An 18,169-nucleotide genomic window follows, 5' to 3' on the forward strand; every position below is an offset into this window, starting at 1 on the left:
GCTCGGTGGGCGGAATTCAAAGCCGTCCACGCCGGCGGGGCTTCTAACTACCTGCCGTTCCTTCGTCGGTGTCGGGGCTCCAGCTGCTCGGCAACAGCGGCAGCCTCGGGTTGTCATCCAATGACGCGCCGGCAAGCGTGGTCAAACCCACCGGAGTGGCGCCGGCCTCGCTTACGGTGCCGGCGAACCCCATGCGCCCCGCGCCCCGATCCGAAGCCGTCGCCGAACGGTCGGCGAATTGTGCCCCGGACCCGTCGTCGAGATATTCGTAGCGGTGACCGGGGTCGATCAGGCCCGGCCTGGTGCGCCGGCGGCGCCGGGCCTCCCGGGCGGCCGCGACGGCCGGCGCCGCGACGGCGTCGGGCTCGGGCGACTTCTGCCCGGCGCGCGTCCCGACACTCATGTTCGTGCCGGCCCCGAGGCCCGGAGGGCCGACCACGTAGGGGTAGCTGACGGCCGGGACCCCGGGGGCGGGCGGCGCCGGCGCCGCGGCGGACGCCGAAGCCGTCGCCGGGGTGGGCGCATGCATCGGGGCGGTCGGCGGGGTCGAAGCCGGCGCGCCGAGGCCGGGGGCCATCGCGGCGGGCGCTCCGGTGTGGGAGGGAGCCGGCGCGGGCGCGGCCACCGCACCCGGCAGGGTGGGGGCCGGTTGTGGCACGCCCGCCAGCCCGGCCAACCCCGTCAAACCCGCGGCACCCGCGACGGGGATGGAGGGGGCGATCAGACCGAAAGAGAGTTGCATCAAATTCGGCACCTGGGGAAGGAACGTGTAGAGCGCCTCGCCCGCCCAGTGCGGGACCTTGGCTGCGAGCAGCGGGTCGCCCATCAGAGTGTTGAGCACGGTGGACGGGTTGGATCCAGATTGGCTCAGGTCCCCGTCGAGTTCTTGGGCGACTTCTTGCACCCGGGTGACCCACCAGCTCAGCTGATCTGCGCCCCCGCCCGCATCTTGGTTGGGCGGGTTCGCCAGCTGGATCGGCGGGGGCGGGGCGGTCGGCGGGACCCACGTTTGCGCGGTTTCGGACACCGCTTCATAGATCGCCATGGTGGTGGCCGCCTGCAGCCACATCCGCAGATAGTCCATTTCGTTGAGCGCGATCGGAATCGTGTTCACGCCAAGAAAATTCGTCGCAACCAACTGCGCGAAAGCGGCGTGGTTGGCCTCCAGCTCCTCCAGTGTCGGCATGGCCGACAACGCGGCGGTATAGGCCGCGGCAACGGTGTCGGCTTCCAAGGCGGCCGCCGAGCTGTCGGCGCTGTTCTGCAAGAGCCATGCCAGGTACGGCACGTGCGCGGCCACGAATTTCTCCGCAGTCGGACCCTGCCACGTCCCCGCCTGCACCTCGGCCAGCAAGTCGCTGAGTTCGGCGGCCGCCGTGTCGTATTCGGCGCTCAAGGCCTGCCACGCCTGTTCTGCCGCGAGCAGCGATCCAGGCCCCGGGCCGCTGGACAGCGCCGCCGAATGCACTTCGGGTGGGAAGGCGGCCCAGATCGGCATGGTCACGTGGCATCACCGACGTGCGCCCGTGTTGCCATGTTGAGCTCCTCCCGACGAACCGTCAGCGAGCCGCTTCATCCGGGCCTCCCAGTGCTTTTCAGCGTTATCGGCGATGCGGCGTGGCGGTCTGTGCGGCGGCTCGCCATCGCCAGTACCCCGCGGATCAACCGGCGCGTCCACCTGATGCGACGAGCCGGCTGAACACTGTGACCGCGCGGATAGCGATCCGCAATTACCAAATCTTACGCTGAAATTATCCGCAAATACGGATATAAATGGTGGATTTCACCGGAGATGCTAAGCAAATTGTCAGTCATCGGTCAGCCGGACCAGGAAGCCGTTCAGGATCAGCGTCCGCGCCAGCCCCGCCTGCTGCGCCGCGGTCAGCCCGGGTAGGTCCCCGACCCGGAACGGCCCGCTACTGCCGGCCAAGAACAGCATCGCCGCTTCATGGTCGGCGCCGGCGCCCACTGACAGCTGAGCGAACTGCAGCACGACGCGGTCATCGACGCGCGCCACCCGCGCATAGAGCGGTTCATACTTTGCGACCAGCGTTTGCCCGTCGATACCGACTGTGTCGCTGACCCGCCCGACCGGTGGGCATCGGCCGCGCCGGACCAAGACGTCGGCCAGCGCGTCGAGGCTTTCGTTGAGGATCTCGGCATTGTCGACGGCTCGCAGGCTGTCCCGCACGATGCCGCCCAGGCCGGCACGGGCGGTTGCGTCATTCAGGTGTCGCGGCGACAGGCGCGCGTGCACGCGTGGGTCACGCAAACTCAGCGCGTACAACGCGTGGGTGATGAGCGTGAGGACGGTGGGCGCATGAAGACCGATCGTCAGATGGACCGACGGCTCGGAGTGCGTCTCGGCCGAATGCACCTGGCCGCGCGGCAAATACAGCACGTCGCCCGGTTGCATGCGCATGTCGGTCGACGACGCGAGCCCGCCCGCCCCCACCCCCTTGCGCCGCTGGATCTCGTGCGGCGGCACGGCGGCGGTGTCGGACACATGCCACGTCTTGGATCCCTCGATCTGCAGGACCAGCACGTCGTGTGGGTCGTAGTGCGGGACAAAGCCGGTCGATTCCGGTGGCGTGACATAGGCGTTGACTCGCGTCGGGAAGTTCAGCTCGACCTCGATGGAGTGCGACAACGACGCGATCGTGCGCGAGTACCGCTCGAGCCCGTTGAAGACGATGGTGTAGCCGTCGGCCAGGCCGTCGCGTACCAGAACCGGGTCCAAGCCGCCGTCGGCGCGGCGGTAGGTCGCCGGATCCCTGTCCTCGCCGCCCTTGACGAGCCGCACGGCAGACGGTTCCGGCTGCACCCGTTCGAGGAGCTCGCCGACCGCCGAAGGGCCGGGCAGCAACGGGTCGAAGTAGCCCGGAAGGCATCGCTTGATGTGGTGGTGCCTTATTGCCCAGATCTCGTCGAGGAAGGTGTCGACGTCGACGGGCTGCAGCAACCAGGCTAGCGAGGAATCGACGGTAATCCCCCCAGACATCGTGGCGACCGGTACGCACCACAGTAGACCGGCGCCGCACGCTCCCCGCCTTTCTGGGCACCGCACCGGCGGCTATTAGCCTGGATCTGTGCCCGATCCCGCCACCTACCGCCCCGCGCCCGGGTCCATCCCGGTCGAGCCCGGCGTCTACCGATTCCGGGATCCGCACGGGCGAGTCATCTACGTCGGCAAAGCCAAGAGCCTGCGCAGCCGGCTGACGTCATACTTCGCCGACATCTCCAGCCTGCACCCGCGAACCCGGCAGATGGTGACCACCGCGGCCAAGGTCGAGTGGACGGTGGTCAACACCGAAGTCGAGGCGCTGCAGCTCGAATACAACTGGATCAAAGAGTTCGACCCACGTTTCAACGTCCGCTATCGCGACGACAAGACCTATCCGGTGCTGGCGGTGACCCTCAACGAGGAATTCCCGCGGCTGATGGTCTATCGCGGCCCCCGCCGCAAAGGGGTGCGATATTTCGGACCGTACTCGCACGCGTGGGCCATCCGGGAAACGCTGGATCTGCTCACCCGGGTGTTTCCGGCTCGCACCTGCTCCGCGGGAGTGTTCAAGCGGCACAAGCAGATCGACCGACCTTGCCTGCTCGGCTACATCGACAAGTGCTCGGCGCCGTGCATCGGCAGGGTCAGCGCGGAGCAGCACCGCCAGATCGTGGACGATTTCTGCGACTTCCTGTCCGGCAAGACCGACCGGTTCGCGCGGGAGCTGGAACAACAGATGAACGCCGCGGCCGAGCAGCTGGATTTCGAGCGGGCCGCCCGGCTGCGCGACGACCTGGGCGCGGTGAAGAGGGCGATGGAAAAGCAGGCCGTCGTGCTGGGCGACGGCACCGACGCCGACGTGGTGGCGTTCGCCGACGACGAGCTCGAGGCCGCGGTGCAGGTGTTCCACGTCCGCGGCGGCCGGGTCCGCGGTCAGCGCGGCTGGATCGTCGAAAAGTCCGCCGACCCCGGCGATTCCGGTGAGGAGCAGCTGGTCGAGCAGTTCCTCACCCAGTTCTACGGCGAGCAGGCCGAATTGGGCGGTGCCGCAGACGAATCGGCGAACCCGGTGCCGCGCGAGGTGCTGGTGCCCTGCCTGCCGTCCAACGCCGACGAGCTGACCAGCTGGCTGTCCGGTTTGCGCGGATCCCGGGTGGCGCTGCGGGTGCCGCAGCGCGGCGACAAACGAGCGCTGGCCGAAACGGTGCAGCGCAACGCCAAAGATGCGCTGCAACAACACAAGCTGAGGCGGGCGGGCGATTTCACCGCCAGATCCGCTGCGCTGCAGAACATCCAGGAGGCCCTCGGCTTGTCCGACGCGCCGCTGCGCATCGAATGTGTGGACATCAGCCATGTGCAGGGCACCGACGTGGTGGGCTCGCTGGTGGTGTTCGAGGACGGTCTGCCGCGCAAATCGGACTACCGGCACTTCGGCATCCGGGAAGCCGCCGGGCAGGGGCGCTCCGACGACGTCGCCTCGATCGCCGAGGTGACCCGCCGGCGCTTCGCGCGGCACCTGAGTGAACAAAACGACCCGAATATGCTTTCGCCGGAAGGAAAGTCTCGCCGCTTCGCCTACCCGCCGAATCTGTATGTCGTCGACGGCGGTGCGCCACAGGTCAACGCGGCCAGCGCGGTGCTCGAGGAACTCGGCATCACCGACGTCGCGGTGATCGGCCTGGCCAAGCGGCTGGAAGAGGTGTGGGTGCCCTCGGAGCCCGACCCGGTCATCATGCCGCGCAACAGCGAGGGGCTGTATCTGCTGCAGCGCGTCCGGGACGAGGCGCACCGGTTCGCGATCACCTACCATCGCAGCAAGCGATCCAAGCGAATGACGGCGTCGGTGCTCGATTCGGTGCCAGGATTGGGAGAACATCGCCGTAAGGCGTTGGTAAGCCATTTCGGATCGATAGCCCGCCTCAAGGAGGCCACCGTCGACCAGATCACCGCCGTTCCCGGCATCGGTGTGGCAACCGCCACGGCCGTCCTGGAGGCGCTGCGACCCGATCAGTCCGAGGCGGCGCAATGACGGGCCCGGGCGAGTTCGCGGGCGGCCACTCGGTGGACGCCCCGCCCGGTATCGATGTCGTTCTGGTGACCGGATTGTCCGGGGCGGGTCGAGGTACGGCAGCCAAGGTGCTCGAAGACCTCGGCTGGTATGTGGCCGATAACCTGCCCCCGCAGCTGATCACCCGGATGGTCGATTTCGGTCTGGCCGCCGGCTCGCGGATCACGCAGCTGGCGGTGGTGATGGACGTGCGATCGCGTGGCTTCACCGGCGATCTGGACTCGGTGCGCACCGAGCTCGCCACCCGAAACATCGCCCCGCGCGTCGTGTTCATGGAAGCATCCGACGACATGTTGGTGCGCCGCTACGAACAGAATCGTCGCAGCCACCCGCTGCAGGGCGATCAGACCCTGGCCGAGGGGATCGCCGCCGAGCGCCGGATGCTGGCATCGGTTCGCGCCACCGCCGACCTGATCATCGACACCTCGACGCTCTCGGTACGCGGCTTGCGCGAGACCATCGAGCGGGCATTCGGCGGTGCCGCCAGCGCGAGCACCAGCGTCACGGTGGAGTCCTTCGGCTTCAAGTACGGCCTGCCGATGGACGCCGACATGGTGATGGACGTGCGGTTCCTGCCCAACCCGCACTGGGTCGACGAATTGCGGCCACGCACCGGCCAGGACCCGGCGGTGCGCGATTACGTGTTGAGCCAGCCCGGCGCGGCCGAGTTCCTCGACGCCTACCATCGATTGCTATCTCTGGTCGTCGACGGCTACCGCCGGGAGGGCAAGCGCTATATGACGGTCGCCATCGGCTGTACCGGCGGCAAGCATCGCAGCGTCGCGATCGCCGAGGCTTTGATGCAGTTGCTGAACGCCCAGAAGGGGGAAGCCCAACTGTCGGTGCGGGTGCTGCACCGGGATCTGGGCCGCGAATGACCGAGCCGATGAACCGGGGCATCGTCGCGATGGGCGGCGGACACGGCCTGTACGCCACGCTGTCGGCGGCCCGCCGGCTGACTCCCCATGTCACCGCGGTCGTCACCGTCGCCGACGATGGTGGTTCCTCCGGCCGGCTGCGCAGCGAACTGGACGTCGTGCCCCCGGGCGATCTGCGAATGGCGTTGGCCGCCTTGGCATCTGACAGCCCCCACGGACGGCTGTGGGCGACGATTCTGCAGCACCGGTTCGGCGGCACCGGCGCCCTGGCTGGGCATCCGATCGGCAACCTGTTGCTGGCCGGCCTGTCCGAGGTGCTGGCCGATCCGGTGGCCGCGCTCGACGAGCTGGGGCGCATCCTCGGCGTCAAGGGGCGGGTGTTGCCGATGTGCCCGATCGCGCTGCAGATCGAGGCCGACGTTTCGGGCCTGGAAAGCGACCCGCGGATGTTCCGGCTGATCCGCGGCCAGGTGGCGATCGCGACCACCCCGGGCAAAGTGCGCCGCGTGCGGCTGCTGCCCGACAACCCGCCGGCGACACGGCAGGCCGTCGACGCCATCATGGCCGCCGATCTGGTGGTGCTGGGCCCGGGCTCGTGGTTCACCAGCGTGATCCCGCACGTGCTGGTGCCCGGGCTGGCGGCGGCGTTACGGGCGACCACCGCGCGGCGGGCCCTGGTGCTCAATTTGGTGGCCGAGCCCGGGGAGACGGCCGGCTTCTCCGTCGAGCGTCATCTGCACGTGCTCGCCCAGCACGCACCGGAATTCAGCGTGCACGACATCATCATCGACGCCGAACGGGTGCCCAGTGAGCGCGAACGCGAGCAACTGCGCCGCACCGCCACACTGCTTTCGGCCGAGGTCCACTTCGCCGACGTGGCCAGACCTGGTACACCTTTACATGATCCAGGCAAGCTCGCGGCGGCCCTGGACGGGGTCCGGGCGGCCCGTAAAGCGCCGGGAGCGTCTCCGGTCACGGCCACCGCGGATATTCGGGTGGACGGTGCAAGCCCACAAGCCGGGGGCGGGCCGGCCGGCAGTGGACCAAGGGGTGACGACGCGTGGCGATGACGACCGAAGTCAAGGACGAACTGAGCCGCCTCATCGTGAAATCGGTCAGCGCCCGCCGGGCGGAAGTCACCTCTCTGCTGAGGTTCGCCGGCGGGCTGCACATCGTCGGCGGTCGCGTCGTGGTCGAGGCCGAGGTAGACCTGGGCAACGTCGCGCGACGGTTGCGCAAAGACATCTTCGAACTCTACGGATACAACGCCGTCGTGCATGTGTTGTCGGCCAGCGGGATTCGCAAGAGCACCCGATACGTCTTGCGGGTGGCCAATGACGGTGAGGCACTCGCCCGCCAGACCGGCCTGCTCGACAATCGCGGCCGCCCGGTTCGCGGCCTGCCGGCGCAGGTGGTGGGCGGCAGCGTCGGCGATGCCGAAGCCGCATGGCGGGGAGCCTTCCTGGCGCATGGTTCCCTGACCGAGCCGGGACGTTCGTCGGCGCTGGAAGTCAGCTGCCCCGGCCCGGAGGCGGCGCTGGCACTGGTGGGCGCCGCGCGGCGGCTCGGCGTCAGCGCGAAGGCCCGCGAGGTGCGTGGCGCCGACCGGGTGGTGGTGCGCGACGGTGAGGCGATCGGGGCGCTGCTGACCCGGATGGGCGCCCAGGACACCCGGCTGGTGTGGGAGGAGCGCCGGATGCGGCGCGAGGTTCGGGCCACCGCCAACCGGCTAGCCAACTTCGACGACGCCAACCTGCGCCGATCGGCGCGGGCGGCCGTGGCGGCGGCGGCGCGGGTGGAGCGGGCGCTGGAGATCCTGGGCGACACCGTTCCAGACCATCTGGCCTCGGCCGGGAAGCTGCGCGTCGAGCACCGGCAGGCATCGCTGGAAGAGCTCGGCCGGCTCGCCGACCCGCCGATGACGAAAGATGCTGTGGCGGGCCGTATTCGGCGGCTGTTGTCGATGGCCGATCGTAAGGCGAAGGTCGAGGGTATTCCCGACACCGAGTCGGCCGTCACGCCGGATTTGCTTGAGGACGCCTGATCGCGTCATTGTTGGGCATTTGCTGGTGAGGACGGGCTTCGGGGGGCTACGGTCGGGTGATGAAACGGCTTTCGAGTGTCGATGCGGCTTTTTGGTCGGCAGAAACCGCGGGCTGGCACATGCACGTGGGGGCGTTGGCGATTTGCGACCCGAGGGAGTGCTCTGAGTACAGCTTTCAGCGCCTGCGTCAATTGCTGATCGAGCGCCTGCCCGAGGTGCCTCAATTGCGGTGGCGGGTCACCGGCGCGCCGCTGGGCCTGGACCGGCCCTGGTTCGTCGAAGACGAAGACCTGGACGTGGACTTCCACGTCCGCCGCATCGGCGTTCCCGCGCCGGGCGGTCGTCGCGAGGTCGAGGAGCTCGTGGGTCGGTTGATGTCCTACAAGCTGGACCGCTCCCGGCCGCTGTGGGAGATGTGGGTGATCGAGGGCGTCGAGGGCGGCCGGATCGCCACGCTGACCAAGATGCACCACGCGATCGTCGACGGGGTCTCGGGCGCCGGTCTGGGTGAGATTCTGTTGGATGTCACGCCGGAACCGCGTGCGCCGCAACAGGAAACGGTCGGATCGCTGGTGGGTTTCAAACTGCCGGGATTGGAGCGGCGCGCCGTCGGAGCGCTCATCAACGTCGGCGTGAAGACGCCGTTCCGCATCGCGCGGCTGATGGAGCAGACCGTGCGCCAGCAGGTCGCGACCCTGGGTGTGCGCAGCAGGCCGCCGCGATATTTCGAGGCGCCCAAAACCCGCTTCAATGCACCGGTCTCGCCGCACCGGCGCATCACCGGCTGCCGCGTCGAGCTGGCCCGCGCCAAAGTCATCAAGGACGCCTACGGCGTCAAGCTCAACGACGTCGTGCTGGCACTGGTGGCAGGCGCCGTGCGCGACTACCTACAGAAGCGCGGTGAGCTGCCGGCCAAACCGCTCATCGCCCAGATCCCGGTCTCGACACGCACCGACGACGACAAGGACGACGTCGGCAACAAGGTCAGCTCGATGACCGTCTCGTTGGCCACCGATGTCGACGACCCGGGGGAGCGGCTGCGGGCCATCCACGAAAGCACCCAGAGCGCCAAGCTGATGGCCAAGGCGTTGTCGGCGCACCAGATCATGGGACTGACCGAGACCACCCCGCCCGGATTGTTGGGGCTGGCCGCCCGGGCCTACACGGCCAGCGGGCTGTCGCGAAACCTGGCTCCCATCAACCTGGTCGTCTCAAACGTCCCCGGCCCGCCGTTCCCGCTGTATATGGCCGGCGCCAAACTCGATTCGCTGGTGCCGCTCGGGCCGCCGGTGATGGACGTTGCGCTGAACATCACCTGCTTCTCCTACACCGACTACCTGGACTTCGGTTTCGTGACGACGCCCGAGGTGGCCAACGACATCGACGATATGGCCGATCGCATCGAGCCGGCGCTGACCGACCTCGAGAAGGCCGCCGCGCGGGAGAATGGCTAGGCGTCAATCGGGTTCGTCGTCGTCCTCGCCGCGGAGCAATCTTTCCGGGTGGTGGAAGATATTGGTGCGGGGGCGGCCTGTGTCCAGGCGCGGTGGCGGGATCCATTCGTTATGACCCCGGGCGTTCTTGCGGGTGGTCCAGCCGCCGGCGCGTAGCAGACGGTGGTGGGGTCCGCAGGCGAAGGTGAGGTTGTTGACGTCGGTGGTGTGGCACTTGGCGTAGTCGGTGATGTGGTGAACTTCGCAGTAATAGCCGCGCACGGTGCAGCCCGGGGCGCTACAACCACGGTCCTTGGCGTACAAGACAATTCGCTGGCCGGGTGAGGCCAGGCGCTTGGTGTGATAGAGCGCCAGCGCCTTGCCTTTGTCGAAGATCGCCAGATAGTGATGGGCGTGGCGGGCCAGACGGATGACGTCGCTCATCGGCAGGATGGTGCCCGCGCCGGTCAGGCCGCGCCCGGCGGCGGATTCCAGCTCGGCCAGCGTCGTGGTGACCACGATGGATGCCGGTAACCCGTTGTGCCGACCCAGTTCTCCGGAGGCGAGCAGAGCCCGCAGGGCGGTGTTGAGTGCGTCGTGGTTTCGCTGGCCCGCTGACCGCGGATCGTGCTCGATGGCGTCCTGGGTGGGTGCGTCATCCACACAGGGCCTGTCGTCGAGGGGGTTGCACATGCCGGGGGCGGCGAGTTTGGCCAAGACGGCTTCCAGCGTGACGCGCGCTTCGGGCGTGAGCCAGCCGCGCAGCGCCGACATGCCGTCGGCCTGTTGGTTACCCAGCGTCAGGCCGCGCTGACGCGCCCGGTCCTCGTCGGTGAAGGTGCCATCGGGATTGAGGCAGTCGGCGAGCGCGTTGGCCAGCCCGGCCAGTTGTTCGGGGCGAAACCGGCTGCCCTCCTTGGCCAACCGCGCCTCAGCCTGCTCGCGGGTTGTGAGGTCCACCCAGCCGGGGAGCTGGTGGTAGAACTTGCGGATCACCGCGACCTGACCGGCGCCCAGCGTGCCGTCGCGTTGGGCGGCCGCGGTGGCGGCCAGGGCGGGTGGGATCGGTTCGCCGGTCAGGCCGTGGCGCGGGCCTAGGTCGCGTGCCTCTTTGATGCGCCGGGAGGCTTCGGTGCGGCTGATCAGTGTGGCCTCGGCGATGGCTTGGACCACTGTGCCGCCGAGTTCGAGGGAGGGGGCTTGGCGGGCAAGGGAATTGATCAGTGGATGCTCGACGGCCGGGATGCGCCGGCGCTGCTTTTCGCAGCGCTGTAATACCGCCAGCTGTTGCTGCGGGTCGAGCGCGTCGAGGTTCAGCGCGCAGGCTCGATCCCAGGCGGCATCGAGCGCGTCGAATACCGCCTCGACATCCTGCTGGCCACTTGAACTCACACCGTCAAACTAACCGCACCCACCGACAAAATCGGCCGCTCTGTGGCCACCGAAACCAAAGTGACACAAGGGGTTACAGAAGCTAAGTAGGATCGGGTCGCCGCTAGTCGCGCTCGGGCGGATTCGTCGCGTACACCCACGACAGGAATCGAGCCACGGCCTCCGCGGACCGATGCGCCCGCGGGGAACTGAAGATGTCGAAAGCGTGTTGGGCGTGCGGTAATTCGGCGTATGCGACCGGGTTCTTGGACACCCCGCGCAGTTCCTTGACGAAATCTTCGGCCTCGCCGACCGGGATGAGCGAATCGTCGTGGCCGTGCAGGACGAAGAAGGGCGGCGCGTCGGCGCGCAGCCGCCGGATCGGCGAGGCGTCGACGTAGACGTCGCGGTGCGTGGCGAATTTCTTTTTGACAACGAACTTTTGGAGTAGGTCCACGAATTCGCGACGGCCTTCGCCCTCGGTGGAGAACCAGTCGTAGCGCCCGTACACCGGCACCGCGGCGACCACCGAGGTGTCGGCGTCCTCGAAACCGGGCTGGAATTTCGGGTCGTTGGGCGTCAGCGCCGCGAGCGAACACAAGTGGCCGCCTGCGGATCCGCCGGTGATCGCTACGAAATTCGGATCCCCGCCATAGCGGGAGATGTTCTCCTTGACCCAGGCCAGCGCTCGTTTGACGTCGACGATGTGGTCGGGCCAGGTGTGCCGCGGCGACACCCGGTAGCCGATCGACACGCACACCCAGCCGCGGGCGGCCAGGTGGCTCATCAGCGGATAGGCCTGGGGGCGGCGCATCCCGATCACCCAGGCGCCGCCTGGCACCTGCAGCAGCACCGGCGCCTTACCGTCGCGCGGCAGATCGTGGCGGCGCCAGATGTCGGCGAGATTCGCACGCCCGTGCGGACCGTAGGACACCACGTTGGTCTTCTCGACGTAGCGGCGGCGCGCGATGGTGTTTCCCAGCGGCAGGGTGCGCCGTCCGCTGCGCCTCGGTTCCGTCTGGGGCAGCTTGCTCAGCGCGTCTTCGTAGTCGTCGCCCAGTTGGTCGCGCAGCCCCGCCTCCAGCACCGGGCCGGGCGTGGTGATGCCGCGATACTTGATCACGGCCAGGATGGCCCAGGACGCCACCGTCACGGCCGCGGCGGCCTTGCCGCGCCGCCCCGCGAAGTCGCCGCGCCGCGCCCGCCGCAGCGCGTCGAGCAGCGAGGCGGAGAAGTACACGCCGGGCACCTCGGAGGCCGGCCAGCCGAACCAGAAGACCAGCACGGTGCTGTAGCCCTTGCGGGCCAGCGGGCGTAATCCGTTGGCGGCGTTGGCCAACTCGACCAAGGCCCGCGCGAGTGGCCGGGGTTTGCGAAGGGCCCGAGTCAGCCGCATCAGCCGTTGACCCGCGCTTGCAAGTCGGCGCGCAGGATCTTGCCGGTGCTGCTGCGGGGCAGCTCGTCCAGCACGGTGATGTCGCGAGGGATTTTGTAGTTGGCGAGGTTCTCCCGCACGTGCGCTTTGAGCGCCTCGGGAGCGGCGGCCGCTTGGAGCGTGGCGCCGGGCTCCAGCACCACGAACGCCGCCAGCCGCTGCCCGTACTGTTCGTCGTCCACGCCGATCACCGATGCCTCCGCCACGTCGGGGTGTGCCGCCAGGGTCTTCTCCACCTCGATGGGGTACACGTTCTCGCCGCCGGACACGATCATCTCGTCGTCGCGGCCGACGACGAACAGGCGACCCGCCTCGTCCAGATAACCCACGTCGCCCGATGACATGAAGCCGGCGTGAAAGTCCTTGGTACTACCCGAGGTATAACCGTCGAACTGGGTGTTGTTGCGCACGTAGATGCTGCCGACCTCCCCGATGGGCAGCTCGTTGAAATCCGGGTCCAGGATCCGGATTTCGGTTCCCCCCGCGGGCCGGCCCGCGGTATCGGGTGCGGCCCGCAGGTCGGCCGGGGTGGCGGTGGCGATCATGCCCGCCTCGGTGGCGTTGTAGTTGTTGTAGATCACGTCGCCGAACGCGTCCATGAACGCGATGACCACGTCGGGTCGCATCCGCGATCCCGATGCCGCGGCGAATCTCAGGGACCGGCCGCTATAGCGGCGTCGCACCTCGGCGGGCAATTCCATGATGCGGTCGAACATCACCGGGACCACGGCAAGCCCGGTGGCCTGGTGGCGGTCGATGAGATCCAGCGTGGCCTCGGGGTCGAACTTGCGCCGGGTGATCACGGTGCAGGCCATGGACGCGGCGAAGATCAGCTGGGAGAAACCCCAGGCGTGGAACATGGGCGCGACGATCACGATGTTCTCCTCGGCCCGCCACGGCGTGCGATCCAGAATCGCCTTGAGCGTGCCGATTCCGGCGTTGCCGCCGGTTTGGTTGGCGCCCTTGGGTGTTCCGGTGGTACCGGAGGTGAGCAGGATCATCCTGCCCTTGCGGCCGGAGCGCCGCGGCTGTTGCCCGGCGTGATCGGCGATCATCTTCTCGACGGTGAGATCGTGGTGCCCGTCCGTCCACGCCACGATGCGGCTGGCGTCTGGCTTGTCGGCCAGCGCGCGGTCCACCGTCGGGGCGAACTCCTCGTCGTACACCACGGCGTCCACGCCCTCGCGGTTGACCACCTCGGCCAGCGCGGGCCCGGCGAACGAGGTGTTGAGCAGCACGACGTCGGAGCCGATCCGGTTGACGGCCACCACCGCCTCGACGAAGCCGCGGTGGTTGCGGCACATGATGCCCACGACCTTCGGCTGCCCGCCGGGCAGGTGCTGCAGCGCGGCGCCGAAGGCGTTGATCCGTTCGTCGAGCTCCCGCCAGGTCAGCGTGCCGAGTTCGTCGATCAGCCCGGCACGGTCGGGGCAGCGCTGCGCCGCACCGGCGAATCCAACCGTCATGCCCATGCCCTCGCGGCGCATGGCCGCGGCCATCTTGAGGTAGCGGTCGGGTCGCATCGGCGCGATCATGCGGGCGCGGCGCAGCGTGGTGATCAGCCCGAGGGTCTCACTCAACGGATTCGGCATCGCTCAGCCCAGGATCGGGAAGCGACGCTTGGCGGCCAACTCGCTCAGGGCCTCCTGCATCACCGACCGCACGTACTCGTCGACTTCGTCGACGTCGGGGTCGTCGCCGAACTGCTTGGCGATGTCGATGGGCTTCAGCACCTGAGTCACGATCTTGGTGGGCAGCGGCAGGTTCGGCGGGATCACCGCGCTCAGGCCGAAGGGGAAGCCGAACGACAACGGCAGAATCGCGCTGCGCAGCAAGCGTTTGATGCCCAGCCGCTCGGCCAACCAGGTGCCCCGGGTCAGATAGAGCTGGGTCTCCTGCCCGCCGATCGACACCGCTGGCACGATCGGGACGCCGGCCTCGATCGCCGTGCGGATGTATCCCTTGCGGCCGTTGAAGTCGATGACGTTCTCCGACAGGGTCGGCCGGTAGGCGTCGTAGTCACCGCCGGGAAACACGATCACCACGCCCCCGGATCGCAATGCCTGCGCCGCGTTCTCCCGGTTGGCGCGGATGTATCCGGTGCGCCGGAAAAGGTCTCCGGTGGGCCCGGTCATGAGGATGTCGTGGCTCAGCGTGTAGACCGGGCGGTCGTAGCCGAGTTTGTCGTAGAAGTGGACGCTGAAGATCGGGACGTCCATGGGGAACATGCCGCCGGAATGGTTGCCGACCACCAGCGCCCCGCCGGGCGGGAACGTGTCCAGGCCGTGCACCTCGGACCGGAAGTAGGTCTTCAGGACCGGGCGCATGACCGCCATCAGTCGCTGGGTCAAGCCGGGGTCGAATTTGCCGATGTCCCCGCCGTCGGGTTTGCCGTTGTCGGTCACGTTCCTCCCTTGACGCTCGCGCGGGGCCGCTTCGCCGAGCCGAATCGATGGTAGCGACCTCCACGCGGCCGCCGTCATGGTGTTTGCGACTTCGCAGATCCGGAGCCGTGGCGTCGGCCGGGGTCGGCCGGTGTCGTGACGGCGTCCCGTGCGCATCGCCGACCAGGATCGGGACACCCTGGACGTCCTGATCGACAAGCTTCGCCGGCGATTCGTCCGCCCGACACCGGCCGAGGCGCGACCGGTGGTCCGCCGGGGCACCCCGGGCATGCGCGGCCCGCCCGCACGGTGGTGCCGATACATTCGATGGGCCAGCTGGTTTCTAGACAGGAACGAGGCCGCCCATGGGATTCATGTCACCGGAACTTCCGGACGTCGACCACACGACCTGGCCGACCTTGCCCCGGGCCACCCGACTGCAAGTGGTGACGCGGCATTGGGCGGAGCACGGCTTCGGGACACCGTACGCGGTGTATCTGCTGTACCTGCTCAAGATAGCCCTGTACATCGTCGTGCCGGCCGCGGTCATCTCGGTTACGCCCGGGCTCGGCGGCCTGGGCCACATCGGCGACTGGTGGACGCAACCCATCGTCTACCAGAAGGTCGTCGTCTTCACGCTGCTGTTCGAGGTCGTGGGCCTCGGCTGCGGATCCGGGCCGCTGACCGGGCGGTTCATGCCACCGATCGGAGGCATCCTTTACTGGTTGCGGCCCAACACGATTCGCCTACCGGCCTGGCCCGGCAAGGTTCCGTTCACCCGTGGCGACAACCGCACCGTCGTCGACGTCGCGCTGTATGCGATCGTTCTGATCGGCGGGGTGTGGGCGCTGCTGGCGCCCGGTCACGGCGGGCCGGTGACCGCCGCCGGCGACGTCGGCCTGATCGACCCCGTCCGGGTCATCCCGACGATCGTCGCCCTGGCGCTGTTGGGACTGCGCGACAAAACGATCTTCTTGGCCGCCCGCGGCGAACATTATTGGCTGAAGCTGTTGGTCTTCTTTTTCCCGTACACCGATCAGATCGCGGCCTTCAAGATCATCATGCTCTGCTTGTGGTGGGGCGCAGCGACTTCCAAGCTCAACCACCATTTCCCGTACGTGGTTGCGGTGATGACGAGCAACAACGCGCTGCTGCGGCCCAAGCTGTTCACCTCGATCAAGCACCTGCTCTACCGCGACCACGTCAACGACCTACGGCCCACCTGGTTGCCGAAGCTGATGGCTCATGTCGGCGGCACGACAGCGGAATTCATCGTTCCCACGGTTCTGGTGTTCGTCGCCGGCGATCAACCGTGGCGCTGGTTCCTGATCGGATTCATGGTGGTCTTCCACCTCAACATCATCTCCAACCTCCCGATGGGAGTGCCGTTGGAGTGGAACGTGTTCTTTATCTTCTCGCTGTTCTACCTGTTCGGGCACTACGGCGGGATTCGTGCCACCAATCTTTCCTCGCCGCTGCTGCTGGCGCTCGTGCTGGTCCTGGTGGCCATCGTGATCGCGGGAAACATGTTCCCCGAAAAGATTTCGTTCCTGCCGGCCATGCGCTACTACGCGGGCAACTGGGCCACCAGCCTGTGGTGCTTCCGGGCGGGTGCCGAGGAGAAGGTCGACGCCGACGTCGTCAAAAGCTCCGCGCTCGTGGTCAATCAGCTGGCCCGGCTCTACGGCCCGGAGACCGCCGAGGTCATGGCGGACAAGGTGGCGGCGTTCCGCGCGATGCATATTCACGGCCGGGCACTCAATGGCCTGTTGCCGCGGGCGATCGGCAACGAGGCCGACTACAAGGTGCGCGAGGGCGAGGTGGTGGCCGGGCCCCTGGTCGGGTGGAACTTCGGTGAAGGCCATTTGCACAACGAGCAGCTGCTCGAGGCGGTACAGCGGCGCTGCAACTTCGCCGACGGCGACCTTCGCGTGATCGTCCTCGAGGGTCAGCCGATCCATATCCAAAAGCAGTGGTACCGCATCCTCGACGCTGAGACCGGATTGATCGAGGCGGGCTACGTGACCATCGAGGACATGGCGTCGCGTCAGCCGTGGCCCGAGCCGGGTGACGAATTTCCGGTTCACCTCACCACGCAACCGATCCTTCACGGAGAGTCGTGACGACCGCGGTGGTCGTCGGTGCCGGACCCAACGGTCTGGCCGCGGCGATCCGGCTGGCCCGCGACGGCGTCGACGTGCACGTGCTGGAGGCGCGCGAGACCGTCGGCGGCGGAGCGCGATCCGGTGAGCTGACGGTGCCCGGCGTCATCCACGACCACTGCTCGGCGTTTCATCCGCTGGGCATCGGTTCACCGTTCTGGAAACAGCTGGACCTGCAGCGCTATGGGCTCGCGTGGAAGTGGCCGGAGATCGATTGCGCCCACCCACTCGACGACGGGACCGCCGGGGTGCTGTACCAGTCGCTCGACGCGACGACGGCAGGCATGGGACCCGACGCCGCCCGGTGGCGCCGTGCGGTCGGGGACCTTGCGGCCGGATTCGACGCCCTGGCCGAAGACCTGCTGCGCCCCGTGCTCAACCTTCCGCGTCACCCGGTTCGCCTCGCCGCCTTCGGGCCGCGCGCGGTGCTGCCGGCCACCGCGATGGCCCGGTGGTTTCGTACCGAACAGGTGCGCGCGCTGTTCGGCGGATCGGCCGCGCACGTCTATACGCGCCTGGACCGCCCCCTCACCGCGTCGCTCGGGCTGATGATTCTGGCCAGCGGCCACCGATACGGGTGGCCGGTCGCCGAGGGGGGATCGGGTTCGATCACCAAGGCGCTCACCGTCGCCCTCCAGGAGCACGGCGGCGCCGTGACCACCGGAGTGACGGTGACCCGCCGCAATGACATCCCCGACGCCGACATCGTCATGCTCGACCTGACTCCGGCCGCGGCGCTGAAAATCTATGGGGACGCCATGCCGGGGCGCGTAAAACGCTCTTATGAGCGCTACCGCCAGGGCTCCTCGGCGTTCAAGGTCGACTTCGCCGTCGAGGGCCACATCCCGTGGAAAAATCCCGACTGTGGTCGCGCCGGCACCGTCCATCTGGGCGGTACGTTCGCCGAGGTCGCAGACACCGAACGCCAACGCGCGCAAGGCAAGATGGTGCGGCGGCCCTTTGTGCTCGTCGGGCAGCAATACCTGGCCGACCCCTCCCGGTCGGCCGGCGGCATCAACCCGATCTGGGCCTATGCGCACGTGCCGTTCGGCTACACCGGCGACGCCACCGCCGCCGTCGTCGACCAGATCGAGCGCTTCGCCCCGGGATTCCGCGACCGCGTCGTGGCAACCGTCAGCAAGGGCACCGCGGATCTAGAGGCCTACAACCCCAACTTCATCGGCGGCGACATCATCGGCGGCGCCAACGACGGGCTGCAGGTCATCCTGCGGCCGCGCATCTCCGTGAACCCGTATGCGACCGGTGTGCCGGGCGTCTACCTGTGTTCGCAATCCACGCCGCCGGGGGCGGGCATTCACGGCTTGTGCGGGTACTACGCCGCCGAGGCGGCGCTGCAGGCCCTGAGGCGGCCGCGTCTCACCCGGTGATG

The 18,169-nt window shown here is 68.1% G+C and carries 13 protein-coding genes; 7 read left to right on the forward strand and 6 right to left on the reverse strand.

Annotated elements, in window-relative coordinates; genetic code table 11:
* Positions 1-43: 43 nt before the first annotated feature.
* Positions 44-1,504, reverse strand: coding sequence for a PPE family protein (locus tag AC5Y30_RS16485; protein WP_499919732.1), 1,461 nt, complete (start codon positions 1,502-1,504; stop codon positions 44-46).
* Between the two features lie 303 nt (positions 1,505-1,807).
* Positions 1,808-2,989, reverse strand: a complete 1,182-nt coding sequence (locus AC5Y30_RS16490; RefSeq protein ID WP_499919839.1) for a cupin domain-containing protein — start codon at positions 2,987-2,989, stop codon at positions 1,808-1,810.
* Between the two features lie 100 nt (positions 2,990-3,089).
* Here AC5Y30_RS16490 and uvrC point away from each other — a divergent pair, with 100 nt between their 5' ends.
* Genes uvrC through AC5Y30_RS16515 form a run of 5 tightly spaced genes read left to right on the forward strand, consistent with a single transcriptional unit; the run spans position 3,090 to position 9,448 of the window.
* Entirely contained in the window at positions 3,090-5,033 is a 1,944-nt protein-coding gene (gene uvrC, locus AC5Y30_RS16495) for an excinuclease ABC subunit UvrC (RefSeq protein WP_499919733.1), read from the forward strand.
* A complete protein-coding gene (rapZ, locus tag AC5Y30_RS16500; RefSeq protein ID WP_499919734.1) occupies positions 5,030-5,950 on the forward strand; it encodes an RNase adapter RapZ in 921 nt (306 codons plus the stop codon). Before uvrC ends, rapZ begins: the two co-directional genes overlap by 4 nt.
* A gap of 8 nt (positions 5,951-5,958) precedes the next feature.
* Complete coding sequence (gene yvcK, locus AC5Y30_RS16505; RefSeq protein WP_499919840.1) at positions 5,959-7,020, forward strand: uridine diphosphate-N-acetylglucosamine-binding protein YvcK; 1,062 nt, start codon at positions 5,959-5,961, stop codon at positions 7,018-7,020.
* Entirely contained in the window at positions 7,017-7,994 is a 978-nt protein-coding gene (gene whiA / locus AC5Y30_RS16510) for a DNA-binding protein WhiA (RefSeq protein ID WP_040631623.1), read from the forward strand. Before yvcK ends, whiA begins: the two co-directional genes overlap by 4 nt.
* A gap of 59 nt (positions 7,995-8,053) precedes the next feature.
* Entirely contained in the window at positions 8,054-9,448 is a 1,395-nt protein-coding gene (locus AC5Y30_RS16515; RefSeq protein WP_499919735.1) for a WS/DGAT/MGAT family O-acyltransferase, read from the forward strand.
* A 3-nt stretch (positions 9,449-9,451) separates the two neighbouring features.
* Here the strand turns inward: AC5Y30_RS16515 and AC5Y30_RS16520 are convergent, their stop codons facing one another.
* The 4 genes from AC5Y30_RS16520 to AC5Y30_RS16535 all read right to left on the reverse strand — a co-directional run bounded on the left by AC5Y30_RS16520 (position 9,452) and on the right by AC5Y30_RS16535 (position 14,569).
* Positions 9,452-10,819 (reverse strand): HNH endonuclease signature motif containing protein, encoded by a 1,368-nt coding sequence (locus tag AC5Y30_RS16520; protein WP_499919736.1) that lies wholly within the window; start codon positions 10,817-10,819, stop codon positions 9,452-9,454.
* A gap of 103 nt (positions 10,820-10,922) precedes the next feature.
* Entirely contained in the window at positions 10,923-12,194 is a 1,272-nt protein-coding gene (locus AC5Y30_RS16525; protein WP_499919737.1) for an alpha/beta hydrolase, read from the reverse strand.
* A complete protein-coding gene (gene fadD12, locus AC5Y30_RS16530) occupies positions 12,194-13,825 on the reverse strand; it encodes an acyl-CoA ligase FadD12 (protein WP_499919738.1) in 1,632 nt (543 codons plus the stop codon). Before fadD12 ends, AC5Y30_RS16525 begins: the two co-directional genes overlap by 1 nt.
* Before the next feature lie 3 nt (positions 13,826-13,828).
* The gene (locus tag AC5Y30_RS16535; protein ID WP_499919841.1) at positions 13,829-14,569 is read right to left on the reverse strand and encodes a lysophospholipid acyltransferase family protein; all 741 of its coding nucleotides are present in this window, start codon (positions 14,567-14,569) and stop codon (positions 13,829-13,831) included.
* A 413-nt stretch (positions 14,570-14,982) separates the two neighbouring features.
* On the opposite strand from AC5Y30_RS16535, the gene AC5Y30_RS16540 reads away from it, so the two are divergent.
* Positions 14,983-16,740: a DUF3556 domain-containing protein gene (locus tag AC5Y30_RS16540; protein WP_499919739.1), complete on the forward strand. Its 1,758-nt coding sequence runs from the start codon at positions 14,983-14,985 to the stop codon at positions 16,738-16,740.
* Positions 16,737-18,167: a phytoene desaturase family protein gene (locus tag AC5Y30_RS16545; RefSeq protein WP_499919740.1), complete on the forward strand. Its 1,431-nt coding sequence runs from the start codon at positions 16,737-16,739 to the stop codon at positions 18,165-18,167. Before AC5Y30_RS16540 ends, AC5Y30_RS16545 begins: the two co-directional genes overlap by 4 nt.
* The last annotated feature ends 2 nt before the right edge of the window (positions 18,168-18,169 follow it).

This window comes from Mycobacterium sp. NGS27, from assembly GCF_059813005.1.

Coding starts and splice junctions, on each gene's coding strand:
- AC5Y30_RS16525 (WP_499919737.1), bottom strand. CDS start 12,194: ATGCGGCTGACTCGGGCCCTTCGCAAACCCCGGCCACTCGCGCGGGCC.
- AC5Y30_RS16515 (WP_499919735.1), top strand. CDS start 8,054: ATGAAACGGCTTTCGAGTGTCGATGCGGCTTTTTGGTCGGCAGAAACC.
- yvcK (WP_499919840.1), top strand. CDS start 5,959: ATGAACCGGGGCATCGTCGCGATGGGCGGCGGACACGGCCTGTACGCC.
- AC5Y30_RS16540 (WP_499919739.1), top strand. CDS start 14,983: ATGGGATTCATGTCACCGGAACTTCCGGACGTCGACCACACGACCTGG.
- fadD12 (WP_499919738.1), bottom strand. CDS start 13,825: ATGCCGAATCCGTTGAGTGAGACCCTCGGGCTGATCACCACGCTGCGC.
- whiA (WP_040631623.1), top strand. CDS start 7,017: ATGACGACCGAAGTCAAGGACGAACTGAGCCGCCTCATCGTGAAATCG.
- rapZ (WP_499919734.1), top strand. CDS start 5,030: ATGACGGGCCCGGGCGAGTTCGCGGGCGGCCACTCGGTGGACGCCCCG.
- AC5Y30_RS16535 (WP_499919841.1), bottom strand. CDS start 14,569: ATGGCGGTCATGCGCCCGGTCCTGAAGACCTACTTCCGGTCCGAGGTG.